The organism is Achromobacter spanius, assembly GCF_002812705.1.
Taxonomy (GTDB): domain Bacteria; phylum Pseudomonadota; class Gammaproteobacteria; order Burkholderiales; family Burkholderiaceae_B; genus Achromobacter; species Achromobacter spanius.
Genome location: NZ_CP025030.1, coordinates 1,070,884 through 1,087,788 on the forward strand (window position 1 = coordinate 1,070,884; position 16,905 = coordinate 1,087,788).

Consider the following 16,905-nt stretch of genomic DNA (forward strand, 5'->3'; position numbering starts at 1 on the left):
CTCAGTGGCCGAGATAGACTTCAACCACGCGCGGATCGGACTGCACCATGTCCATGCTGCCCTCGGCCAGTACACGGCCCTGGTGCAGCACCGTGACCTTGTGCGCTATGTTTTTCACGAACTCCATGTCATGCTCGATCACGATGAGCGATCGATTGCGGCTGATGCGATTGAGCAGTTCGGCGGTGCGCTCGCGCTCGGACACGCTCATGCCGGCCACCGGTTCGTCCAGCATCATCAGCTCGGGCTCCTGCATCAGCAGCATGCCGATTTCCAGCCATTGCTTTTGACCGTGCGAGAGCAGCTCCGCCGAGCGGTCCAGATGATCAGCAAGAAAAATCTCTTCGGCCACCTGCTCGACCCGTTCGATCACGGCCGCACTACGCCGAAAGGTCAGCGCACCAAACACGCTGCGCCCGGCCGGGAACGACACTTCCAGGTTTTCGCGCACGGACAGGGTTTCGTAGATAGAGGGGGTCTGAAACTTGCGGCCCACGCCGGCCCGCACGATTTCATATTCGGCCAGGCCGGTCAGCTCCGTGTCCTTGAAGCGGATAGAGCCGGCGGTGGCCTTGGTGCGGCCGCAGATCAGATCCAGCAACGTGGTCTTGCCGGCGCCATTGGGGCCGATGACCACGCGCAGCTCTCCCTGATCGACATACAGGTTGAGGTCGTTGACGGCGACAAAGCCGTTGAACGAGACGGTCAGGCCTTCGATGTACAAGGCGAACTCTGAGGGGTTCATGCGGCCTCCGTGGCGCCATCCGCCTGGCGGCGCGGTGCTTTGCGCGCCAGGCGTTTTTGGGCGTATTGCTGATACAGACCGGCCAGCCCGTTGGGGAAGGCCATCACGACGGCAATGAACAGGCCACCCATCAGGAACAGCCAGAGCTGCGGGAAAGCCTCGGAGAAATAGCTTTTGCCGAAGTTGACCAGCAGCGTGCCGTAGACCGCGCCCAGCAGGGACAGACGGCCGCCGACCGCGGCGAAGATGACCATTTCAATGGAAGGCACGATGCCCACGAAGGAAGGCGACATGAAGCCGACCTGCAAGGTGAACATGGCGCCCCCTATGGCCGAGAACACGGCGGCCACGCAGAAGACAAAGACCTTGAAGCTGGCGACGTCGTAGCCCGAGAAGCGCACGCGCTCTTCTTTGTCGCGCATGGCCATCAAGAGCTTGCCCAGCTTGGAAGAAAGCAGGTAGCGGCCGAACAGGATGCAGGCAAACAGCAGCGCGCCGTTGATGAAATACAGCACCAGCCGCGCGCTGTCCGTGCGGATATCCCAGCCCAGCAGCGTCTTCAGATCGGTGATGCCATTGACGCCGCCGGTCCAGCCTTGCTGGCCGATGATGAGCACCGACAGAATCAGGGCCACGGCCTGCGTCACGATGGCGAAATAGGTGTCGCCCACGCGGCGCTTGAACATGGCCGCGCCCAGAATCAAGGCCAGCAGGCAGGGCAGCACCGGTACTGCCATCAAGGTGAACCAGAAGCTTTTGAAGGGCACCCAGAGCCAGGGCAGCGAGGTCAGTTGGTTCCAGTCCATGAAGTCCGGGATGCCGGGCGTGGACTGAATCTTGGTGGCCTCCGGCGTCGAGGCTTCCAGCTTCAGGAACATGGCCATGCAATAACCGCCCAAGCCGAAAAACACCCCCTGGCCCAGACTCAGGATGCCGCCATAGCCCCAGCACAGCACCAGGCCCAGCGCGACAAAGGCATAGGAAAGGTATTTGCCAATCAGATTGAGCCGGAAGACGTCCAGGCTTAGCGGAAACACCACAAAGAGCAGCAGCGCCAGAATCGCCAGCCCAGCCAGCCCTTCACGTCCACCCACGACATTGCGAAAGAATTTCTGCATGATCCGCCCCCTACTTGCGTACCTTGATGCTGAACAAGCCTTGCGGGCGCAGCATCAGAATGATCACGATGGCCGACAGCGTCAGCACTTTTGCCATCGAACCCGTCATGAAGAATTCCGAGATCGATTGCGTCTGCGCGATGACGAAGGCCGACGCGATGGTGCCGAACAGGCTGGCCGCGCCGCCAAACACCACCGTCAGGAAGGTGTCGACGATGTAGAGCGAGCCGCTGGTCGGGCCGGTGGAACCGATGGTTGTGAAGGCCGCGCCGGCAATGCCTGCGATACCGCAACCCAGCGAGAACGTCACGCGGTCCACGCGCTTCGTATCGATACCGACCGCGCCGCTCATGGCGCGGTTTTGCACCGTGGCGCGCACATGCAGGCCCCAGGTTGAGCGGAACAACGCCAAGAGCAGCCCGCCGGTCAGCAGGATGCTGATGGACATGACGAACAGGCCGTTGATGGGAATGTCCACGCCGTCCAGCGGTTGCCAGGAACCCATCAGCCAATCGGGCAGCGTGGGGCTGACTTCACGCGGGCCGAACAGCGAGCGCAGCGTTTGCTGAAGCACCAGCGACAAGCCCCAGGTCGCCAGCAGCGTGTCGAGCGGCCGGCGATAGAGATGACGGATCATCAGCCACTCGACCAACCAGCCCAAGCCGAAAGTCACGGCAAAGGCCAACAGGATGGCGATGAAGAAGTAGGCCGGCATCAGGCCGGGCGCGTACTGCTGGACCAGTTCGGAACAGAGGTAGGTGCAATAGGCGCCCACCGCCAGGAACTCGCCATGGGCCATGTTGATGACGCCCATCTGGCCAAAGATGATCGCAAGGCCCAAGGCCATCAGCAACAACACGCTGAAGACCGATAAGCCGTTGAAGCCCTGCATCAGCAGGATGGCCCCGAGATCGGAAAAGGATTCCATGGATGGCTCCCGGCAGTGAAAAGGGCGCCGCGCGCGGCGCCCGGATCGAGGTGATTACTGATAGCCCTTGGGGAAGGGATCGGGCTTGATCAGTTCCGGGGTTTCGAAGATCACGTCAACCTGGCCGTCCTTGCGAATCTGGCCGATGCGGGTCTTGCTCCACAGGTGGTGGTTGGGATCGATCTTGACGTAGCCTTCGGGCGCTTCCTTGAACTCCAGGCCGGCCGAGGCGGCGACCACCTTGTCGACATCGAAGCTGCCGGCCTTTTCCACCGCCATCTTCCACAGCCAGGGGCCCAGATAGGCCGCCTGGGTCACGTCGCCGATCACGGCATTGGCGCCGTACTTGGCCTTGAAGGCTTCGACGAATTTCTTGTTGTTGGCATTGTCCAGGCTCTGGAAATACTTCATGCACGACCAGAAGCCCTCGGCGTTTTCACCGCCGATGCCCAGCAATTCATCTTCGGTCACCGAGATGGTCAGGAGCTTTTGCTTGCCGCTGGTGACGCCGGCCGCCTTGAGCTGTTTGTAGAAAGACACGTTGCTGCCGCCCACCACCACGGCGAAGACGACATCGGGCTTTTTCAGTTTGATCTTGTTGATCAGCGAACCGAATTGCGTGTGGCCCAGCGGGTAGTATTCCTCGCCGACCACTTCGCCCTTGAGCACGTTCTCGATATGCTTGCGGGCAATTTTGTTCGAGGTGCGCGGCCAGATGTAGTCAGAGCCGATCAGGTAGAACGAGCGCGCCTTCTTCTCGCGCGACAGCCAGTCCAGGCTGGATAGAATCTGCTGCGTCGCTTCCTGGCCGGTATAGAAGACGTTCTTGGATTGCTCCAGGCCTTCATAAAAGGTCGGGTAGTACAGCAGGCCGTTTTCTTTCTCGAACACCGGCAAGACCGCCTTGCGCGAGGCCGAGGTCCAGCAGCCGAACACGGTGGCGACCTTGTCGCTGACCAGCAGTTTGCGGGCCTTCTCAGCAAAGGTCGGCCAGTCCGAGGCGCCGTCTTCCTGGATGATCTTGATCTTGCGGCCCAGAATGCCGCCCATGGCATTGATCTGCTCGATGGCCAGGCGCTCGGATTGAATCGACCCGGTTTCGCTGATGGCCATGGTGCCGGTGGCCGAGTGCAACTGGCCTACCGTGACTTCGGTGTCGGTAATGGCCAGGCCGGTGCCGTTGATGGCGGAAGTGGCCGGCGCGGCCGCGCGCGACAGCGCCGGTATGCCCAACAGCGGCAGGGAGGCAAAAGCCAGGGCCAGGCGCCGGCGCGAGGGCAGTTCCGGGGCATTATCAAAAGGGGTTTTGCCAGACATCGATGACTCCTCAATGGATCACGACCAGGGAAACCGAGCATGCGCGACACATGCCGCGGCCCGGAGGGTGAGGGCATACTAGGAGCCTATGACGCAGTGCAACATACGTTGATTGACGTACAGGCAGGCCCGCCCCCCGGGCGTTACAACGGCATCTACGTTCAATGACGTATCCCCTACTCGCCCGGAGCCCGATTTGTCTGCCAGCGCGCCTCAACGCATCGTCAAGATCCGCCGTGACTACAACACCTGGGTCGCCAATGAGACGCTGGAAGACTACGCGTTGCGTTTCACGCCGGTGTCGTTTCGCAAGTGGTCGGAGTTCCGCGTCGCCAATACCGCCCTGGGCGCCGTGTCTTTCCTGGCGCTGGAAGCCATTGGCGGGGCGCTGGCGCTGAACTATGGCTTTATCAATGCCTTCTGGGCCATCATCGCCGTGGCCCTGGTCACCTTCCTGACCGGCTTGCCGATAGCCTATTACGCGGCGCGCCATGGCCTGGACATGGATCTGCTGACGCGAGGCGCGGGCTTTGGCTATATCGGCTCGACCATTACCTCGCTGATCTACGCCTCCTTTACCTTCATCTTCTTTGCGCTTGAGGCGGCCATCATGGCGCTGGCCATCGAGCTGGCCACCGGCTTGCCGCTGTCCATCGGCTATCTCTTGTGCGCCGCGGTCATCCTGCCCATGGTGGCGTATGGCATTACCTTCATCAGCCGGTTGCAGGCATGGACGCAGCCGATATGGCTGGTGCTGCTGCTCTTGCCCTATGCCTTCATCGCCTTCCGTGATCCCGGGACCTTGCAGGAGTTTCTGCGGTTTCCGGGCTATGACGGCCGGGGCGGCAATTTCAATCTGCTGATGTTTGGCTCGGCGGTGGCGGTGGCCGCCTCGCTGGTGACGCAGATCGGCGAACAGGTCGACTTCCTGCGCTTCCTGCCCGAACGCACGGCGGCCAACCGCAGGCGCTGGTGGCTCGCCCTTATCTGCGCGGGTCCGGGCTGGATCCTGCCGGGCGCGGCCAAGATTCTGGGCGGCGCCTTTCTGGCCTGGCTGGCCCTGTCCCTGGGAGCGCCCGCCGACAAAGCGGGCGACCCCACCCATATGTATCTGGCGGCCTATACCTATGTGGTCAGCGATCCCGGCCTGGCGCTGGCTCTGGTCACGGCCTTCGTGGTGGTCTCGCAGGTCAAGATCAATGTGACCAATGCCTATGCCGGCTCGCTGGCCTGGTCCAACTTCTTTGCCCGCATCACGCACAGCCATCCGGGCCGGGTGGTGTGGCTGGTGTTCAACGTGCTGATCGCCGTGGTCCTGATGGAGATGGGTGTGTTCGGCGCGTTGGAGCACGTGCTGGCGGTGTTCTCGCACGTTGCGCTGGCCTGGATTGGCGCGCTGGTGGCGGATCTGGTGATCAACAAGCCGCTGGGTCTGTCGCCGAAGCGAATCGAGTTTCGCCGCGCCTATTTGTATGACATCAACCCGGTCGGTGTGGGCAGCATGCTGATCGCCATGACGCTGGGCCTGCTGGCCTTTGCCGGCGTGTTTCCAGGCACGGCGGGCGCGCTGGCGCAGGCGTTATCGCCCTTTGTGGCCTTGCTGGCGGCTTTTATCTGCGCGCCTGTCATCGCCTGGCGCACGCGCGGGCGCTACAACCTGGCGCGCACGCCGGTGGATGCCGCGGGTTCGGATCATGTCTGTGTGATCTGCGCCAACCGTTTCGAACAGCCGGACATGGCGCATTGCCCGGCCTATAACGGTTCCATCTGTTCCTTGTGCTGCACGCTGGATGCCCGCTGCCAGGATCGCTGCAAACAGCAGGGACGCTTGAAGGATCAGGTGCGGGCGGTCTTGGACCGGCTGTTGCCGGCGCGGGTCACACCGCTGCTGCATAGCCGCCTGGGCCACTACCTCTTGATCGTGGCCGGGATGGGGTCGCTGCTGGCCGGCATTCTGGGCTTGATTTACTACCAGGAGTACGCCAGTCTCATGCGGGCCGGCCTGGACCCCACGGGTTTGCGGCCCACCTTCTTGAAGTTGTATGCCGCCTTGTTGCTGATCGGCGGCGTGGTGGCCTGGTGGCTGGTACTGGCCCACGAAAGCCGGCGCGTGGCGCAAGAGGAATCGGATCGACAAACCCATTTGCTGCTGCGCGAAATCGAGGCGCACAAGCAGACCGACGCGCAGTTGCAGCAGGCCAAGGAAGCAGCCGAAAGCGCCAATCTGGCCAAAAGCCGCTTCATGAGCGGCATGAGCCATGAGTTGCGCGCGCCCTTGAACAGCATTTTGGGCTACGCGCAGATTCTGCAGCGCGACCCAAGCTTGCCACCGGCACGGCGTGAGGCCATTGATGTGATTCATCGCAGTGGCAAGCATTTGATCGGCCTGATCGACGGTTTGCTGGACATCGCGCGCATCGAGGCCGGCAGGCTGAGGCTGGAGAACAGCGAACTGCGCCTGCCGGAGTTCCTGGAGCAGATCGTGCAGATGTTCCGGCCTCAGAGCACGCTCAAAGGGCTGCGCTTTTGCTATGAAGCGGCGGAACTGCCGTCCATCGTGCATATCGACGAAAAGCGGCTGCGGCAGATTCTGATCAACCTGTTGAGCAATGCGCTGAAGTTCACCTCGGAAGGCCAGGTGTCGATGCGCGTGAAGTCGGCGGCGGATATGGTGTTGTTCGAAGTCGAGGATAGCGGCCGGGGCATACCGGCCGAGGATCTGGAACGCATCTTCCTGCCCTTCGAGCGCAGCTGGGCGGCGGCCGAGCAGGCCGATTCCGGCACGGGTCTGGGCCTGACCATCTGCCGCATGCTGACCGGCATCATGGGCGGCGAGTTGACGGTGCGCAGCGCCGTCGACCGCGGCAGTGTGTTTACGCTCAAGCTGTTTTTGCCTGAGGTGCGTTCGCCGCGCAGCGATGCCCGGCCGTCGGGGCTGGTGGTGGGCTATCGCGGCGAGCGGCTGCGGATTCTGACGGTGGATGACCAGCCTTCGCAGCGGCGCCTGGTGCGCGACCTGCTGGAGCCGCTGGGCTTTGAGGTACACGAAGCGCCGCATGGCGCGGCTTGCCTGGCCTGCGTGCATACGCTGCGGCCGGCCCTGATATTGATGGACGTCTCGATGCCGCAGATGACGGGGTGGGAAGTGTTGCGGTGCCTGCGTGATGAAGGCGTGGCCGTGCCCATCGTGATGTTGTCGGCCAATATCCTGGGGCTGGATCCGAAAGACCCGGCGCAGAGCGGGCACAACGCGTTCATTGCCAAGCCGGTGATCTATGACGATTTGCTGAGTCAACTAGGCCGTTTGCTCAAGCTGGACTGGCAGGTGACGCAGGTGGAAGCGGCGCTGCCGGCGGGTGATCTGCATCGGGTGGCGCTGGAACGCGAAGATGCCGAGGCACTGCTCGAACTGGGGGCCATGGGCTATATCAAGGGCATACAGGCCAAGCTGGAAGAAATACAGGGCCGCCGGGCCGAAGCGCGCGAATTGACGGCGCATCTGCGGGCGCTGGCGGGCGAGTTTCAACTGAGTGAATTCAATCAGGTGCTTAAACACCATGTACAGCGTCACCATGCCCACGCCCGATAAAAACCTCGTCATGCTGGTCGATGACGCGCCGGACAATCTGAAAATGCTCTCCACCGCATTGGATGCAGCGGGCTATCAGGTGCTGGTGGCCACCGACGGCCAATCGGCGATAGAGCGGGTGGATTTCGTGGTGCCGGATATCGTGCTGCTGGATGCGGTGATGCCGGGGATGGATGGATTCGAGACCTGCGCGCGCTTGAAAGCGCATCCGACGGCGGGAGATGTTCCGGTGGTGTTCATGACGGGCCTGACCGAACCCGAGCACGTGTTGAAGGGGTTTCGGGTGGGCGGCGTGGATTATGTGACCAAGCCGCTGGACCCGGATGTGGTGGTGGCCAGGCTGCGTACGCATTTGCGCAATGCGCGCAGCCTGTCGGCGGCCTTCGATGCGATCGACGCGGCGGCGCGGGCCGTGGTGGCGCTGGATGCGCGCGGGCTGCCGATCTGGAAGACGGGCAAGGCGCGGATCTGGTTGGCGGCCTATTTTGGTTGCGCGGAGGATGCGGCGGATCTGCCGGCGCCCCTGGCGGATTGGGTGGCGGGCAATCTGGCGGCCGGACCGGCGGCTGAACCCTTGAGTGTTGTCAGTGCGCGTGGGCGCTTGACCTTGAGCCTGTCGGCATCACGGCGTAGCGGCGAAACGTTGCTGCTGTTGCAGGAGACGGCGCCGTTCGCGCCGGCCTACGGCCTGACGCCGCGCGAGGCCGATGTGCTGCGCTGGTTGGCCAAGGGCAAAACCAATCGGGATATCGCCGACATTCTGGGCATGGCGCCACGAACGGTGAACAAGCACCTGGAACACATCTACGTCAAACTGGGCGTGGAAACGCGCGCGGCGGCGGCTGCGCTGGCGGTGCGGCAGGGGGAAGCCTTTTGAAGCGCTTCGCGGCATGGCGATGCCGGGCACGCTGATGACGACATGTCAGCGGTACAAGCGCACTAGCGCAGTTGCGCTTTGCCGTAGGGCGGCATCCGTGCTTACATCGTCGGAACCCGTCGCGGGGCGGCATCCCAGGAGACCACCATGGCGCAGACCGATGTGCGGGGCAATCCCGTTTCCACGGATGATCAAACATCCCTGGCCACCTGCGAACAGGCGCAATCCCTGTTTCTTGGCTATTACGGCGACCCGCTAGGAATCATCGACCAGGCCTTGGCCAACAACCCCGTGTTCGTCATGGGTCATGTGCTGCGCGCAGGGATGATGATCACGGCCAGCGACCAATGCGTGGAGCCGCTGCTGCGCGAAAGCGTGGAAGCCGCCGAGCGCCTGCACGACATCGCCAACACGCGCGAACGGCGCCACACCGCCGCCGCGCGCGCTTGGCTGGATGGCGAATTCTCCACTGCACTGCGGCGCTACGCCGACATTCTCATTGACTACCCGCACGACACGCTAGCCCTGCAAGTGGGCCATATCGGCGACTTCCTGCTTGGGCGCTCGACCATGCTGCGCGACCGCGTGGCCGGCATTCTTCCGGAATGGAACAGCCAGATGCCGCACTACGGCTACGTGCTGGGCATGCATGCCTTCGGCCTGGAGGAAACCAACTTGTACGCCCAGGCCGAGGCCCAGGGCCGGCGCGCGCTGGAGTTGAACCCCCGCGATCCCTGGGCCGTGCACGCGGTGGCCCATGTGCTGGAGATGCAGGGGCGCGTGGAGGAGGGCATCGCATGGTTGGACGGACGCCGCGAAGACTGGTCCACCGACAATATGCTGTCCATCCACAACTGGTGGCATCTGGCACTGTTCCACCTGGACCGCGACGAGACAACCGAGGTGCTGGCCCTGTACGACAAGCGGCTGCGCGAATCGTCCACCGGGCAGGTCCTGGACCTGGTCGATGCGTCCGCCATGCTGTGGCGCCTGCTGCTGCGCGGCGTGGACGTAGGACCGCGCTGGCGACAGTTGGCCGACGTATGGCAGGAACGCGGGGGCACGGGGTATTACGCGTTCAATGATGTCCATGCCTTGATGGCCTACCTGGGCGCGAGCAATGACGCGGCCGCGCAGCAATTGATAGGCGCCATGGAGGCCGCGGCGGAAAGCAGCGGCACCAATGCAATGATGACGCGTGCCGTCGGCCTGCCCGTGGCGCATGCGTTGGTGGCCTTCGCCCGCCAGGACTATGCGCTGGCCGCGGACCTGCTGCGTGACGTGCGCCTGATCGCGCACCGCTTTGGCGGCAGCCACGCCCAGCGTGATGTGCTGGCGCTGACCCTGGTGGAAGCGGCCTTGCGCGATGGCGCTCGCAGCCTGGCCAAGGTGCTGACGGCGGAACGCATGGCCTTGAAACCCGCCAGCGAAGGCAACCGCAAGCTGGCTTCGCGGGCGGCGGCGCTGTAGCGGGGGCGTTGCAGGGTGTTCAGTGAACCATAGCCACTTCTTTCAAGCGGCCTGTGGCACTGCAGCGACCTCACGTATCCCGAAACAAGTCGGTGATTGTCCTTTGCTTCCGCTTGCAACCCGACAAGGCGGGTGTCGGCCTAACCCGGCATGGCGCCGAACACCGGCACCAGGCTGCTTACCTCATGGGGCGCGCTTGCCTTGCATACGGACATGTGGTGATTCTTGTCATGCAGCTTGATACTCGCGCTTATCGTGTCTCGACCGACCGCGTATCTCCATCTCTGCAGCGAGCAGCTCCTCCAACAGCAACGCGGTGCTCGTGCCGTGTTTCGCATGCTTCAAGGCGGCGCGCGCCGCTTCGCCCAGGGTGTCGAAGTGCAGCTTCTCTGCAAACTCTCGGGAGCCCGTCGCCTTGTTCATGTACCAGATCTTAGGGCTCTTTACCGCTACGATTCCCAGCCAGTCCTCGCGCCAACCGTTCTCCAGACCGAAGGCCTCGTCTTCGCTGATGCAAGCCAGCATCCGCGTGACACGGGCGCGAACCGCCGCATCAACTTGACCGTCAGGCAGCACCATCGGTCCATACACGACGTGCTTTCCGCGCACGAGAAAGATCCAATGGTTGCCGTTGGTGACGACACCCATCATCCCGGGCTTGAGATAACAATCGATAAGGTCCGGATGCAATTTCCTGGCGAACTTCTTCGCCTCAATCAACCAGACAGGCCGGGATCCCTGCACGATGGCGATGTCCGCCGACAACCGCTTTTCCGAACCGTTCGGCTGGGGTATTCATAGAAGGCTTCCAGGCCGCTGATTTCCAATGCGGCATCCGTCACGGGACAGATCAACCGATACATCGCCCACCGTTCGGATGGCTGGGGTCGAATCGGCTTCCCGCCGAACGACGTATCGAACTCTTGCTGGCCCGAGGCACTGCTTTTTATGAACTTATTCATGGGCTGCAGCAATCTGCACAGCGCGAGCGGCAACGGGCAGGAATAGCCAGCGCTCACGCACGGCCTCTCCCGACGCGGCCTCGACTGCGCGAGCGTAGGCCTCCAATTGTCCGCCGTGCGTCGCGGCCAGGCGCTCGCCATCCGCGACGCCGCGCGGGTCGGCCTTGTGATCGATGAGGATGCGGCCAGCCGCGACGCGGATCAGCAGATCGATCTGGCCGCGGATGACGGTGCCGTCGGCACGTGGCACCTGAATCGGCAGTTCCGCCTGGGCAGTGCCTTCGGGCCACTTCGACTGCCACCAGTCCTGAAAGGCCTCCACCTGGAAGCGGACCGCTTCCGGCGTCACGGCGCCATGGACGCCCCAGCGTATCAGGACCTCCCTGATCTGTTCATCGCTGATGGGACGCGACGGATCCGCCACCGAGCAAGCGATGCAACCATGCAGCGCCGAACCCAGCGCAGCCATGTCGGTGTCGGACTGGACAACGATCCGCTTGCCTACGTCCTCCACCTTCACCGCCCGATGCTGCCCGGCCTGGGCGGCGCTGGGCGCAAACCAGAGCCGGTCAAAAGACTTTGGCTGGCGTGCGTCGAAGTAACGCATGGCCCGTGCGGCCGGCGCGGGCGGTGCGTCGAGTGATTCATCGAAGTCCCAGGCTTTCGTTTCGCGGACGACCGTCTGGCCGTCCATCACGGAAGCGCCCGCCGGTCCCCAGAGCTTGGCGGCCGCGTCGATCTCTTCGAGCCAATCGCAGGACGGGGCCGAATCCACCGTCTTGGTACCGCCCACCAGGGCGAGCACATCGCGTGCGCGGGTAAGGGCGACATACAGCAGGCGTGTGTTCTCAGTGCGCGCCTGCTCGGCCATGAGCTTGCCGGTTTCCGAGGCCTCCGCATCGGCGATGACCTGCACGGCAGACCTGAAGGGATTCACCCAATGATGGATGTAGCGGTTGGCCAGAGGGGCTGTCGCGTCAAAAGCACCGATTGTCCGGGAACGCACGTTCCATAGATCAGTGCGGTAGCCGTGATCCAGGCCGATCACGATCACCATCGGCCACTCCAGGCCCTTGGCCGCATGGAAGGTCATGACTTCGACCGCGCCATGGGCGGCGGCCGCGCGTCCGTCCGCCCCATCAGCCACCAGTTCCTGGAACCAAAGCAACATCCCGTTGATCGTCGCCGGTTGCCGCGAGCCCAGACAAGCCTCCTCGTACTGTTGCGCCAACGCCAACAGCGCTTCGATGTTGGCGATACGAACCTGCGCCTCACGCTCTGCCGCCGACCACTGGTGGGCCAAGCGCGCGACGCCGGACTCGGCTTTTGCCAGCCGCAGCGCTTCACGCGGCGTGAGCGACACCAGGGACGGCCGCAAGCTGGCCAGCCGGGCGATAAGCGGATGAGCGTCCGCTCCCTCCGCCTTCCATGCCGACACCGAGGGGGAAGTCTCGCCGTCTCCGTCCGCAGCTATCCCGGCAAGAAACTGCAATCGGTCTTGCAGCCAGTCTTCCGGCCTGATCGAACCCGTCAGCCCGACAATCATGGCCGTGGCCACCGTATCCGAGGCGTCCTGCAAACGGCGCAGGCAGGCCAGCACCAACTGAACCTCGGGCGTCGACATCAAGCCGGGCCGGGCCGCCGCCGCGGCAATGCCCCAGCGGCTCAGAGCATCGACCGCGGACTTGATATGGTCGTTCTTGCGGCACAGCACGGCGATGTCGCTGGCTTGCAACGGACGCTCCTGGCCCGTAGCCTTGTCGGCAATCAGGATGCCGCGCCCCAGCAGCTCCGACACCGCGGGTCCCAAGGCTTTCAGCGAAATTGAGCGTTTCCCGGCTTCCGTCACGAATGACCAGTTCAAAAGCTGAGTCTGTCCGGCAAGCGGCGTGCGCACCGGCCTGAGCGCGGTTTCGGAGGCTGGCGCGGGGTGAAACGCCGGCACGAACACCTCGTTGGCCAAGCCCACCAACCCAGGGGTGGACCGGTACGAATCCGACAACGGTGTACCCATCGTGCCGCCCCAGCCTTCCACGGAATCAAGGATCTGCTGAATGAGTGTCGAATCCGTGCCGCGAAAGCCATAGATGGCTTGCTTGGGGTCGCCTACCCATATCGAGCTTTTGGCCAGCTTCGCCAACTCTACGAAGATGGCCAATTGAAGCGGATTCGTGTCCTGGAACTCGTCGACCAGCACGAGATCGAGTTCCCCTGCGAGCGCTTCACGCACCAGGGTGCTGCTTTGCAAGGCTCGCAGCAGCAAGACCTCTTGATCCGTGAAGTCGACCACGCCAAGTTCCCGCTTGGCATCGGCAAAGGCTTGCAAGGCACGTCCCGCCAGGTCGAACACCGTACAAAGATAGTTCCGCACATCATCGTGAAACCGGCCATGGGTAGGATGGCGTGCCGCGATATCTTGAAGGTCCTCCACGATGCTGGCCTGCTTGGCGCCCGCCTTCAGTTTCGACAGCTGCTGCCAGGCGTTCCAGGAAAGTTGCCCGCGAGAGAGCGCGCTGCGGGCAGTCGTGATGCTCTCGATCGCGTCGTTCAGAACCTTGGTATTCGCGCCGGCGGCCTGCACCCGCTTGAGTTCGTGCTCCGTACGTTCAAGCGCCTCGGCCAGGACTGCATCGTGATCGCCCTGCGGGCGCGGCCAGCACGCAAGCATGGCTTCCGAATTGCGTGGCCCCATCTTGGCCAGTTCGTCGGGGTTGAGGTTGTTGGAGCGCGCCGCGTTCATGATCGCGTGCAGCGTGGCCGTCACCGCGTCATCCTTCAGGTCCAGTCGCGCGGCCAGCTGCGCCAGATTCTCGACGCCGCTCGCATCCTGAACGCCTTCCACAGCCACGCGCACAAGGCGGCGGCCTTCGTCTTCGGTCAGCACCGTCTGATCCGGCGAGATGCCGAGTTCAAAGCAGAATCGCTGAATCAAACGCCCGCAGACGCTATTGACCGTACCGATGCTCGCCTGCCCCAGCGCGGCGGCAAGATCAAGCCGCCGCTGGTTCAACAACGTCGACCTCGCGCGCTCGCGCAACTCCGAGGCAGCCTTGACCGTGAAGGTGGTGGCCAGGATCGCTGCTGGCCGCGCAGCGCCGCTTCGCAGACGGTCCGCCAGCAAGTGAGTCAGGTAATAGGTCTTTCCGCTGCCCGCCCCGGCGCGGACGAATTCCACATTCATATTCTTCTGATCCATGGTTATTCCCTGGTGCCGAACAGCGCCGTGTAATCGCCATGCCACGGCGCGGTTTCGCCCAGCGGCAGGCAATCTTCCGGAGATGGTTCCGGTTCTGGATAGAGTCCCTTTTCGATCACGTCAACACGGCCTTCCTGCCACTGCCGCACCCGCCAGGCCCAGGTGGCTCTGGCCTGCATGACGAGCTCGGACGCATTGATGCCGTTCTTTGCACTGATGACACGGGCTTGTGGGCCGAAGACGTCTGGCGTAACGGTCAACAGCAGAGCCTCACGGAACGTGAAATAGCCCACCGCGGCAGGCAGCGCGCCGAGTTCCTGCCGGATCATTTCGCCATACAACGCCAGTTGCAGGTAGGTGCCGTCGGACAGCGCTTGCCGATAGCGCTTCGCGCCCGTCCATTTGAGATCGAGCGCGGCGGTCCTGCCATCGGCAAGATGCAACAACAGGTCGGTGGCGCCGTTGAGACGCAACGCACCGAGCATGCCAGCCAGCGGCCGCTCGGCCTCGACACGGACGACGCCGGCATGCGCCATATGCTGCAGCAACACCCACAGGCCGTGACGCATGGTGTTCTTGAACTGAAAGAGCGCGGCGCTGTTGCCCGGCGCAAGCAACGGCATGCCTTCCTGTTCAAGCAATCTTGCCAACTCCGGCTCCAGCCACGCTTCCAATTGGGCCTGGCTCCAGGATGGCGCATCATCGTTGACGAAGAGGGTCTCCACCAAGCGGTGCGAGAGGTTGCCGAGCAAGCGGCCATCCTTCGCGACCACCGTAGCCCGCCCAGTACGCAAACCGGCCGCATACTTCAACACGGCGATCGCCGGGTTGTTGAAATGAAGATCCAATGACGTGTAAGACTGCGAGGGCAGGCGTGTCGGAAGCGGATAGGCGGCCCGCCATGGCGCATCCGTGTCCAACTCCCAGACGCCTTGCGCGCGTTGCAATGGCAGAGACGCGACCTGCCTCAACTGGTCGCGCACCATTGGATGCTCTTCGAGCTGCGATGCGACCAACGCAGGCGCGAGCAAGGCGATAAGCTGCCATGCCGGATGGTCTTCCGCCGGTGCCGGCGGCAAGACCAGAATCAGGCGATCCGCAGCAGTCAGCAGCGGCCGCATCCACAACGCGGCCAGGCTTCCCATGGCGAACGCCTGGTCCACAAGCTCGACCCCGCCCGCTGCCAGCGCCTCGATTTCAGGACGGCTCCACGGATGCCCCGCTGGCAGCTTCGGCGCGGAGGGCATCCACCAGATGACTTCGGCGACCGGCCCCAGGGCGCAGGCTTCGGGCGTCGTGGCGCTGAGCATGCAAGCCGCCTCGGCCACGGCCAGGCTATTGCCGCAGGCCGTGGTCGCCTGAGCGCACAGCTGTTCGAGCAACCGGGGCTTGACGTGCTTGACCCCGTCCCGCTGCAGCGACAGGAGGCCGCTGAGCGTGCCCGCGCATTGCCCCAGGGCCGCACCGAGATCACGCGCCACGGCGTCGGTAGGCATGAGGTGCAGCAAACGGCCGCGCAGTGCCTGCGCCAGCAGTTTGACCCGCTCGATTGCATAGTCAATGGGCGCGCCGAGGGCTCGCGGATGGCGGGGCGATTCAAGCCAGACCCGGATGTGCTGCTCCAGTTCCGCGCGAAATTCGGGCGGTGTCTCGGCCAGCAGGTGTGCGCGCGCCTTGATCCACTCGGCCCCGCCGATACCCGGATGCTCTGAAAAGACCGCGCCGAACGCGCGACGCGCCGAGGCCCGGAAGGGCCCGATCGGATGCATGAGGAAATCCAGCAGGCGCGCAGGTTCCAGAGGATCCCAGAAGGTCTCGAAGCTCAGCGGCAACGCCAACAATGCCGGACGCAAGGCACTGGACTCGTCAAAACCGCAGACCGGTGCGCCGTTGACACGCAAGGTATCGTCGACCGAAGCGCCGTGCTGCTCGCTGACCAGGAGCATCTGGGCCTGCCCGGCATGATAGTGATGAGCCAGCCATTGCTCCGCGGTTTCGCACGTGTGGGGACGAAGCACGACAATCGAGCCATCGCTGCCGTCGATATCCGGCTGAGCCGTGAACGATTGGTCAAGCGACACCGCATCCGACACGGCGCGTTGCAGACGCCCCAGTTGCGTATGCGGCTCGGCCGCGGGAACCAGGACGCTTCCGTCGACAACCGGAAATCGGGCCAAGAGCCTACGCCACAAGGACGGAAAAAGCTTGCAGTCCTCCAGCAGTACGATCTCGCCGACCGGTACGCTGCGCTCATCGAGCCGGCGCAGGACAGCGAGCAGGCGATCGCCTTCGCCGGGGGGCAACAAGCCGGCCGCCGCGGCTTCGACGACGGCCATGTCAGACAAGCGAGCCGGCCATCCCGCTGCCGCCGTGCCCGTCCATCCTCCAAGAATCCATTCGTCGCGCCATTGCAGGAGGCGGGCCGCGGTGCCGATTTCATCGGCCGCCAAACTGTCGTGAAAAAACCTGTCCGGCCCATCGGATTGACGCAATGCCAGCAGGAAGGCCGCGGTCCGTTCAGCCGCACTGACTGGCAACGACGACAGGCCAAGCCAGGTTTCCAACATCCCGAGAAAAGCCTGACGCCCCACGGTCGCGCGTTCGAGCGACGCCCCGGGGTGAGGCCCTTGCCACTGCTCGATATGCAGGCCCAGGGTAATTCTCAGCGCTGCCGTGGTGCCTTGTTGCTCTTGCATTTCGCTC

At 63.6% G+C, this 16,905-nt stretch carries 10 protein-coding genes; 3 read left to right on the forward strand and 7 right to left on the reverse strand.

All coding sequences use genetic code 11. The annotated features are described in order from the left end of the window. Position 1: 1 nt before the first annotated feature. From urtD to urtA, 4 genes are read right to left on the reverse strand one after another with little or no spacing between them, the layout of a single operon-like run. Positions 2-745: an urea ABC transporter ATP-binding protein UrtD gene (gene urtD / locus CVS48_RS04800; RefSeq protein ID WP_100853476.1), complete on the reverse strand. Its 744-nt coding sequence runs from the start codon at positions 743-745 to the stop codon at positions 2-4. Beyond that, the gene (gene urtC, locus CVS48_RS04805) at positions 742-1,863 is read right to left on the reverse strand and encodes an urea ABC transporter permease subunit UrtC (protein WP_100853477.1); all 1,122 of its coding nucleotides are present in this window, start codon (positions 1,861-1,863) and stop codon (positions 742-744) included. The genes urtD and urtC overlap by 4 nt, the downstream gene beginning before the upstream one ends. Positions 1,864-1,873: 10 nt before the next feature. Continuing rightward, positions 1,874-2,791 carry an urea ABC transporter permease subunit UrtB gene (gene urtB / locus CVS48_RS04810; RefSeq protein WP_100853478.1) on the reverse strand — a complete coding sequence of 306 codons (918 nt, stop codon included), beginning with the start codon at positions 2,789-2,791 and terminating at the stop codon, positions 1,874-1,876. A gap of 54 nt (positions 2,792-2,845) precedes the next feature. Then, on the reverse strand, positions 2,846-4,108 hold the full coding sequence (gene urtA / locus CVS48_RS04815) for an urea ABC transporter substrate-binding protein (protein ID WP_100853479.1): 1,263 nt from the start codon (positions 4,106-4,108) through the stop codon (positions 2,846-2,848). Between the two features lie 196 nt (positions 4,109-4,304). Here urtA and CVS48_RS04820 point away from each other — a divergent pair, with 196 nt between their 5' ends. The 3 genes from CVS48_RS04820 (at position 4,305) to CVS48_RS04830 (ending at position 10,044) form a co-directional block, all read left to right on the forward strand. Next, entirely contained in the window at positions 4,305-7,697 is a 3,393-nt protein-coding gene (locus CVS48_RS04820) for a hybrid sensor histidine kinase/response regulator (RefSeq protein WP_100853480.1), read from the forward strand. Then, entirely contained in the window at positions 7,666-8,574 is a 909-nt protein-coding gene (locus tag CVS48_RS04825; RefSeq protein ID WP_172616208.1) for a response regulator, read from the forward strand. Before CVS48_RS04820 ends, CVS48_RS04825 begins: the two co-directional genes overlap by 32 nt. Positions 8,575-8,721: 147 nt before the next feature. Continuing rightward, positions 8,722-10,044 carry a tetratricopeptide repeat protein gene (locus CVS48_RS04830; protein ID WP_100853481.1) on the forward strand — a complete coding sequence of 441 codons (1,323 nt, stop codon included), beginning with the start codon at positions 8,722-8,724 and terminating at the stop codon, positions 10,042-10,044. 228 nt (positions 10,045-10,272) lie between these two features. On the opposite strand, the gene CVS48_RS04835 is transcribed toward CVS48_RS04830, so the two are convergent. The 3 genes from CVS48_RS04835 to CVS48_RS04845 all read right to left on the reverse strand — a co-directional run bounded on the left by CVS48_RS04835 (position 10,273) and on the right by CVS48_RS04845 (position 16,898). Then, positions 10,273-10,809, reverse strand: coding sequence for a hypothetical protein (locus CVS48_RS04835; protein WP_100853482.1), 537 nt, complete (start codon positions 10,807-10,809; stop codon positions 10,273-10,275). A gap of 189 nt (positions 10,810-10,998) precedes the next feature. Continuing rightward, entirely contained in the window at positions 10,999-14,202 is a 3,204-nt protein-coding gene (locus CVS48_RS04840) for a UvrD-helicase domain-containing protein (protein ID WP_100853483.1), read from the reverse strand. A gap of 2 nt (positions 14,203-14,204) precedes the next feature. After that, positions 14,205-16,898 carry a PD-(D/E)XK nuclease family protein gene (locus tag CVS48_RS04845; RefSeq protein ID WP_126376243.1) on the reverse strand — a complete coding sequence of 898 codons (2,694 nt, stop codon included), beginning with the start codon at positions 16,896-16,898 and terminating at the stop codon, positions 14,205-14,207. Between the last annotated feature and the right edge of the window lie 7 nt (positions 16,899-16,905).

Bases quoted from the DNA above. Each gene is read 5' to 3' on its own strand.
- urtD (WP_100853476.1), bottom strand. From the start codon at position 745: ATGAACCCCTCAGAGTTCGCCTTGTACATCGAAGGCCTGACCGTCTCG.
- urtC (WP_100853477.1), bottom strand. From the start codon at position 1,863: ATGCAGAAATTCTTTCGCAATGTCGTGGGTGGACGTGAAGGGCTGGCT.
- urtB (WP_100853478.1), bottom strand. From the start codon at position 2,791: ATGGAATCCTTTTCCGATCTCGGGGCCATCCTGCTGATGCAGGGCTTC.
- urtA (WP_100853479.1), bottom strand. From the start codon at position 4,108: ATGTCTGGCAAAACCCCTTTTGATAATGCCCCGGAACTGCCCTCGCGC.
- CVS48_RS04825 (WP_172616208.1), top strand. From the start codon at position 7,666: ATGTACAGCGTCACCATGCCCACGCCCGATAAAAACCTCGTCATGCTG.
- CVS48_RS04830 (WP_100853481.1), top strand. From the start codon at position 8,722: ATGGCGCAGACCGATGTGCGGGGCAATCCCGTTTCCACGGATGATCAA.
- CVS48_RS04840 (WP_100853483.1), bottom strand. From the start codon at position 14,202: ATGGATCAGAAGAATATGAATGTGGAATTCGTCCGCGCCGGGGCGGGC.
- CVS48_RS04845 (WP_126376243.1), bottom strand. From the start codon at position 16,898: ATGCAAGAGCAACAAGGCACCACGGCAGCGCTGAGAATTACCCTGGGC.